7 protein-coding genes are annotated in these 6,717 nt (G+C 72.1%); 6 read left to right on the forward strand and 1 reads right to left on the reverse strand.

Annotated elements, in window-relative coordinates; genetic code table 11:
- The 6 genes from CQZ88_RS30585 to CQZ88_RS07060 all read left to right on the forward strand — a co-directional run.
- Nucleotides 1-594, forward strand: a 594-nt coding sequence (locus CQZ88_RS30585; protein ID WP_258008490.1) for an acyl-CoA dehydrogenase family protein, incomplete at its 5' end; no start/stop codon positions are given.
- Between the two features lie 96 nt (nt 595-690).
- Nucleotides 691-1,470, forward strand: a complete 780-nt coding sequence (locus CQZ88_RS07040) for a tyrosine-protein phosphatase (protein ID WP_044476590.1) — start codon at nt 691-693, stop codon at nt 1,468-1,470.
- Entirely contained in the window at nt 1,467-2,684 is a 1,218-nt protein-coding gene (locus CQZ88_RS07045) for a CaiB/BaiF CoA-transferase family protein (RefSeq protein ID WP_006947372.1), read from the forward strand. The genes CQZ88_RS07040 and CQZ88_RS07045 overlap by 4 nt, the downstream gene beginning before the upstream one ends.
- A gap of 44 nt (nt 2,685-2,728) precedes the next feature.
- Nucleotides 2,729-3,373: an FMN-dependent NADH-azoreductase gene (locus CQZ88_RS07050; RefSeq protein WP_102799476.1), complete on the forward strand. Its 645-nt coding sequence runs from the start codon at nt 2,729-2,731 to the stop codon at nt 3,371-3,373.
- Nucleotides 3,374-3,937: 564 nt separating this feature from the next.
- The gene (locus CQZ88_RS07055) at nt 3,938-4,864 is read left to right on the forward strand and encodes an ATP-binding cassette domain-containing protein (RefSeq protein ID WP_102799477.1); all 927 of its coding nucleotides are present in this window, start codon (nt 3,938-3,940) and stop codon (nt 4,862-4,864) included.
- Complete coding sequence (locus tag CQZ88_RS07060) at nt 4,861-5,673, forward strand: ABC transporter permease (RefSeq protein WP_102799478.1); 813 nt, start codon at nt 4,861-4,863, stop codon at nt 5,671-5,673. The genes CQZ88_RS07055 and CQZ88_RS07060 overlap by 4 nt, the downstream gene beginning before the upstream one ends.
- A gap of 181 nt (nt 5,674-5,854) precedes the next feature.
- On the opposite strand, the gene CQZ88_RS30590 is transcribed toward CQZ88_RS07060, so the two are convergent.
- Nucleotides 5,855-6,717: amidohydrolase family protein (locus CQZ88_RS30590; protein ID WP_258008491.1), on the reverse strand; the 863-nt coding region annotated here is incomplete at its 5' end.

Consider the following 6,717-nt stretch of genomic DNA (forward strand, 5'->3'; position numbering starts at 1 on the left):
GAGGTCACCGAGGCGGTCGACGTCGCGTCCGAGCCGCGCGACCACATCCGTGTCGACGTCGCCGCGCTGTCCGGCGCCGAAGTTCCGGCGGGCACCGCGGAGGAGTTCCTGCGCCGGGGGGCGCTCGCCCGGGCTCTCGCGATGAGCGGCGCGATGGAGCGGGTGCTCGACCTGGTCGTCGAGCACACCACCACGCGTGTGCAGTTCGGCCGTGCCCTGGGCAGGTTCCAGGCCGTGCAGCACCTGGTATCGGACATCGCCGCCGAGGGCGCGCTCGCGCGTGCCGCCGCGCAGGCAGCCGTGACGATCGCCGAGGATTCCGGATTCGGCAGTGACGAAGCGGGATTCGCGATCGCTGCCGCGAAGTCCTGCGCGGGGCACGCCGCGTCGGTGGTCGTGCGCAACGCCCACCAGAGCCTCGGCGCGATCGGCTTCACCATGGAGCACGAGCTGCACCGGCACGCGAACCGGCTGCTGTCGTGGCGCAGGGAGTTCGGCTCCGTGCGGTTCTGGGACGAGGTGCTCACCGCGGCGGCCGTCGACGCCGGGTCCCGGGGGCTGTGGCCGTTGATCGCGGACGGCCGACCGGAATAGGGCATCCGCCGCGGCCCGCTGGACAGGTACCACCGGCCCGGTATGAACTGTGGGGTGACGGCGCGTGTTCCGGCGGTGCCGGACCGACGAGGAGAGGTGCGAGTGCAGGACGAGCAACAGCGCGTGCCCGGACCGGTGAATCTGCGAGATCTCGGCGGACTGCCGCTGACCGACGGCGGTCGCACCGCGCCCGGCGTGCTGTATCGGGGCGACGCCTGCTACACCGGTGACGTGGTGCGCGGCATCCTCTCCGACCGGCCGCCCACGACGGTGGTGGACCTGCGATCCGACGCCGAACGCGGGCACCGCGCCTTCACCTGGCCGGACGGCACGCACGTGCATCGCCTGTCGCTGCACGCGGACGCCGCGCCGGCCGGGCGCACCGGCCTCGGCCTCGCCGAACTCTACGGCCGGGTGTTCGACGTGGCCGCGCCGCTGTTCGCCGGGCTCGTGCCGGTCGTCGCGCGGGCCGCGGGCCCGGTCCTCGTGCACTGCACCGCCGGCAAGGACCGCACCGGTCTCGCGGTCGCCGTCCTGCTGCTCGCCGCAGGCGTGGAACCGCAGGCCGTCGTCGACGACTACGCGGCCACCGACACGAACATGCCCCTGCTCCTCCGTCGCTGGGAGGCCGTCGGGCTGCGCGTGGGCGGCTCGTTCCCGGGCGGCGACCGGGCGGTGCCGTCCGACCTGTTCCGCGCCCCGGCCGAGGCGATCTCCCCGATCGTCGAACGCCTCGTCGCGCATCCCGGAGGGCCGGGGGCGTGGCTGATCGACCACGGGGCGGGGGAGGACGACGTGCGGCGGTGGCGCGCACGTGCCCGAGGAGAAGACGTGGCTGCAACGGTATACGGAGACAGGAAGGCACCGACGCGATGAGCGAGAACAGCGAGCCGAAAGCCGGGGGATCGGCGGGACTGCCGCTGGAAGGCATCACCGTCGTCAGCCTCGAGCAGGCGGTCGCCGCCCCCATCGCGACCCGCCATCTCGCCGATCTCGGCGCCCGCGTCATCAAGGTCGAACGCATCGGGGAGGGCGACTTCGCCCGCAACTACGACGCCGCCGTGCACGGGCTGGCATCGCATTTCGTGTGGCTCAACCGCGGCAAGGAGTCGATCTGCGTCGACCTCAAGGCCACCGAGGGCGTCGCCGCGGTGCGCCGGCTCGTCGGCGAGGCCGACGTGGTGATCCAGAACTTCGCGCCCGGCGCGGCGGCGCGGCTCGGGCTCGGCGCCGACGAGCTGCGGCGCGAGCGGCCCGAGCTGATCGTGGTGAACATGACCGGTTACGGCACCGAAGGCCCGCTGCGCGAGCGCAAGGCCTACGACATGCTGGTCCAGGCCGAGACCGGGCTGTGCTCGATCACCGGCACCCCGGAGACCGCCACCAAGACCGGCATCCCGACCTCCGACATCGCGGCCGGCATGTACGCGCTCACCTCGATCCAGGCGGCGCTGTTCCGGCGCGAACGCACCGGCGCGGGGGCGACGATCGACGTGTCGATGTTCGACGCGACCGTCGAGTGGCTCGGCCACCCGATGTACCTGCAGATGTACCAGGACACGCAGGTGCAGCGGATGGGGCTGAGCCACGCGTCGATCGCGCCCTACGACGCGTACCCGACCGTCGACGGAAAGATCCTCATCGGCGTGCAGAACGACCGGGGCTGGCGGGCGCTGGTCACCGAGGTGTTCGGCCGCCCGGATCTCGCCGGGCACCCGAAGTTCGCGACGAACATCCTGCGGGTGCAACACCGCGCCGAGACCGACGCGGTCGTCGCCGAGAACACACGCCGCTTCGAGACCGCCGAACTGGACAAACGTCTCGCCGCGGCCGGTGTTCCGGCCGCCCGCCTGAACGACATGAAGCACCTGATCGAGCATCCCCAGCTCGCCGAGCGCGACCGCTGGCGGGAGGTCGGCACCGAGGCCGGCGCGGTGCGGGCGGTGCTGCCGCCCATGACCTTCTCCGATGTCGAGATGCGCATGGGTGCGGTACCGGCGCTGGGACAGCACACCGACGCAGTGCTCGCCGAACTCGGCCTCACCGACGAGCAGGTCGCCGGGCTGCGTGCCGCCGGCATCGTGCAGTAGCCGGTAGCCGACCGGCGCAGTACCCGAACCCGAAGGAGCCCGACGTGCCCCAGCTGCTGCAGCTCGATTCGTCCGCGAACCGGCAGACGTCCGTCACGCGCGAACTGACCCGCCTGTTCGCCGACACGTGGCGCCGCCGCGGACCCGGCTACACCGTGGTCGAGCGGGACCTGCACCGAGACCCGGTCCCGCATCTCGCGGACGCGGAACTGCACTATGCGCCCCGGCTGCGGGTTTCCGGCGTCGCCGTCGATCCTGCGGCCGAGGCGGTGCAGACCGAGCTGATCGCCGAGGTCGCCGCCGCCGACGTCGTCGTGATCGGCGCCCCGATGTACAACTGGTCGCTGCCGTCGACGCTGAAGGCGTGGATCGACCACGTCCACGTGCTCGGCACCACCGTGCCGTTCGACACGCCGGACCAGCCGTTCGCGGGCACGCCCGTCGTGGTGATCTCGAGCCGTGGGCTGGCCTACGGGCCCGGCGATCCGGACGAGGGCCTCGACCACACCGTGCCGCCGCTGCAGCAGGTGCTCGGCACGTCACTGGGCATGGACGTCACGGTCGTGACCGCCGAATACACTCTCGCGTCCCGTATTCCGGCGCTGGCGCCGATGACCGAGCGCTCCACGGCGAGCCTGGACGCGGCGCGCGAGCGGGTGCAACGGCTCGCGCACGACCTCGGCGCCTGACCGGCGCGCCCGTCCGCCCGTTTGGTTCTCAGGCGAATTCGGCGTCGGCTCCGCGCTCGTCAAGGTAGTCCGCGCCAGGGACACCGAGTTCCCCTGGTAGCCGGTCAAGCTCCACATCGAGGCGGCCGGGGCGAGCAGCTCGGCCTGCTGCACCGAGCCCGCGGGTGCGCGGGCAGTCAGGTCGTCGAAGACCTGTGCGACCTGCGGGAGACGGCCCGGGCCCTTCCGCTGTTCGCATCTGCCCCGGGAGATGCGCCGGTTCTGGTGGGCCGATCGGGCTCCCACCACGATCCCTTCGTTCGGCCCTGCCGCGCCGCGCTCGAGCAGACGCTGTCGATGTGATGCGTCCACATCGCGGGTCGCTCGTCAGAAGAGTCAAGTTCCCCACCCAGGGGAGCGCGTCTCGGAAGGACCCTCAGATGATGACCAGCCGTGTCCACATCGCGCTCGACGTCGACGACACCAACGCATCGCCCCTCCCTGCTGGGGTGCCCCACCGTCCTGGCCGGCGACATCGCGGCGCGCCGGCGGTGCACGTGCCCGGCACCGGTTCGGAGGCGTGAGATGAACACCCCTGCAGTAGTTGTGGAAGATCTCCATGTCGCCTACGACAAGACGTGGGCGCTCGACGGCCTCGACCTCGAGGTGGGGGCGGGCACGACGCTCGGCGTGCTCGGCCACAACGGCGCCGGTAAGACGACCTTGATTCGCGTGCTCACCACGCTGGTGCGGCCGACCGTCGGCCGGGCGCTGGTCGAGGGCCTCGACGTCGTCACCGATGCGATGGACGTCCGCCGCCGGATCGGGGTCACCGGCCAGTACGCCGGCCTCGACGAGTTCCTCACTACCCGAGAGAATGTGGAACTGATCGGCCGCCTCGCCGGCCTGCGTGGTCGGGCACGGGCTCGGGCCGACACCCTGATCGACCGGCTCGGATTGCACGACCTCGCGTCGCGGCGGGTCGGTGAGCTCTCCGGCGGTTCACGACGTCGGGTCGACCTGGCCGCCAGCCTGGTCGGATCTCCGTCGGTACTGTTCCTCGACGAGCCGACCACCGGCCTGGATCCCATCGCCCGCAGCGCGCTGTGGGACGTCGTCGACGAACTCACCACCAACGGCACCACCGTCGTGCTCACGACCCAGTACCTCGAAGAGGCCGACCGGCTTGCCGACCACATTGTCGTGCTCAGCCAGGGGCGGGTCGCCGCCCGCGGCACTCCCGCCGAGCTGAAGCGGATTGTCGGCGGCAAGGTGGTGACCGCCACGATCCCCACGCACCAGCTCGGCGGCCTGCCGTTCCGCCCCGACGCCGAAAATCCCGTCGAGGACGGCCGGGTCCGTGTCGCACTCACCGTGGGCGACGCGATGACCGCTGCCGAACTCGTCGCCCAGCTCACCCGGGACCGCGTCGACATCGGCGACCTCGATGTCACCTCGCCCAGCCTCGACGACGTCTTCACCCACCTCGCCCACAACGGAGCCACCCGATGAACGCCATGCTCACCACCGGACCCGGGCGCTCACCCGCCGCGGACCAGCTCGCCGCTCTCGTGGTCCGCAATCTGCGCACGAGTGCCCGCGTCCCGCAGTTGCTGATGTTCTCGCTGACCATGCCGATGGCGATGTTGGTCCTGTTCAGTCAGGTGTTCCGCAGTGTGGCGGCCGGACCCGGCTTCCCTCCCGGGGTCAGCTACATCGACTTCCTCACCCCCGCCATGCTGGCAGTCTCCACCGTGATGGCCGGCACCAACGCGGGGGTGTCCGCGGCGATCGATCACACCAACGGCCTGCACGATCGCTTCGCCGCGCTACCCATGCGGGGGCCGCTGCCCGGTGTGGCGCGCACGCTCAACGAAGCCGCATTCACGCTCGCCCGGGCCGCGCTCCTCGGTGTCGCCGCCGTCGTACTCGGATTCGAGTTCCATGGCACCGTCGTCGACGCCCTGGCCGGGATCGTCGTTCTCGCCGTGCTGGCCGCGGCGATGAGTGCCCTGTTCGGGCTCATCGGTGACCGACTCCGCCGTCCCGACGTGGTGCAGTTCGCCGGGATGATGGTGATGATGCCGCTGATGTTCGTCTCGAGCGCCTTCGCCCCGATCGAGACCATGCCCGGTTGGATGCAGGCCGCCGCGACGCTCAACCCGGTCGCGCACGCCACCGATGCCCTGCGCGGCCACGAGCTCGGCACCGCCACGTTCGGCGACACGGCCACTGCCGTCGTCGCCGCGGTCGCGCTGGGGGCGGTGGTGACGCTCCTGCCCGGCATCGCGCGCCGGGTGCGCGCATTGGTCGCGCGTTGAGGCAGCCCACCTGGGCGGTGCGCCGCGCTGGAGACGAAGATCGCGACCCACCGGGACGACCTCGTCGTGCAGCGCGGACGCACTCCTCGACTAGCGAACAGGTATTCATGACGGTGGTGCGGGCGTGACCCGCGAACGGGTGCAGCAGCCCGGGCAGGGCCTCGTCCGACCGGGCCCGGGCTCAGCGGCGATACCGGATCTCGCCGCGGATCACGATGCAGCGCACTGCTTCCGCGGTCGGCTCCGCAAGCGCATCGGTGAGCGGGTGGTCGAGCAGCACCAGATCCGCCGGCGCGCCCACCCGCACCCTGCGCGGCTCGGCGCCGGGGTCGTCGAGGGGGGACAGGTAGCGGTCGAGGGCGGCGGCGGCGGTGATCCGCTCCTGTGGACCGACGACGTCGCCGGTGGGGGCGCGACGGTTCGTCGCGGCCGCGATCACCGCCCACGGGTCGAGCGGCCCGTACGGGGCGTCGCTCGACAAGGCGACGGGCACGCCGCCGTCGAGCAGGGACCGGCAGCGGTACAGGTCCGGCAGATCCCGGGTATCGACCCGCTCGAGGTAGTCGTCGCCGCGGTGCGCGAGGAAGCCGGGCTGGGTCACCACGCACACCCGGCGACGACGCAGCTCGCCGATCGACTCGGCCGGGACCAGCGCCCCGTGCTCGATCCGGTCTCCGGGACGGGTGCCGGCCTCCTCGAACACCGCGAGCAGCAACAGCAGCGCCTCGCGGCTGACGCAGTGCACCGCCACCGGCCGGCCGCGGGCGTGGGCGCGACGGACGGTGCCGGCCAGGGCCTCGAAGTCGGGCAGTCCCGAGTCGGCGAGAACGATCTTGTACGGGCCGGTCGTCACGGTCGCCGGTCGATCCTCGGGTTCGTCGCCGAGGGGCACCCCCAGCAGGTGCACTCGCTGCGGCAGCGCGCCGGAGACGTGTGCGTCGATCAGCGCGGCCAGCGAGCCCGGCGCCAGATCGGGGGTGGCGTCGGTGATCCCGGTGATCCCGAGGCGGGTCAGGTCCGCGCCCACGGCATCGAGCGGGGGCG

The sequence above is a fragment of the Rhodococcus sp. ENV425 genome, from assembly GCF_002887785.1.
Lineage (GTDB): Bacteria > Actinomycetota > Actinomycetes > Mycobacteriales > Mycobacteriaceae > Rhodococcus > Rhodococcus aetherivorans.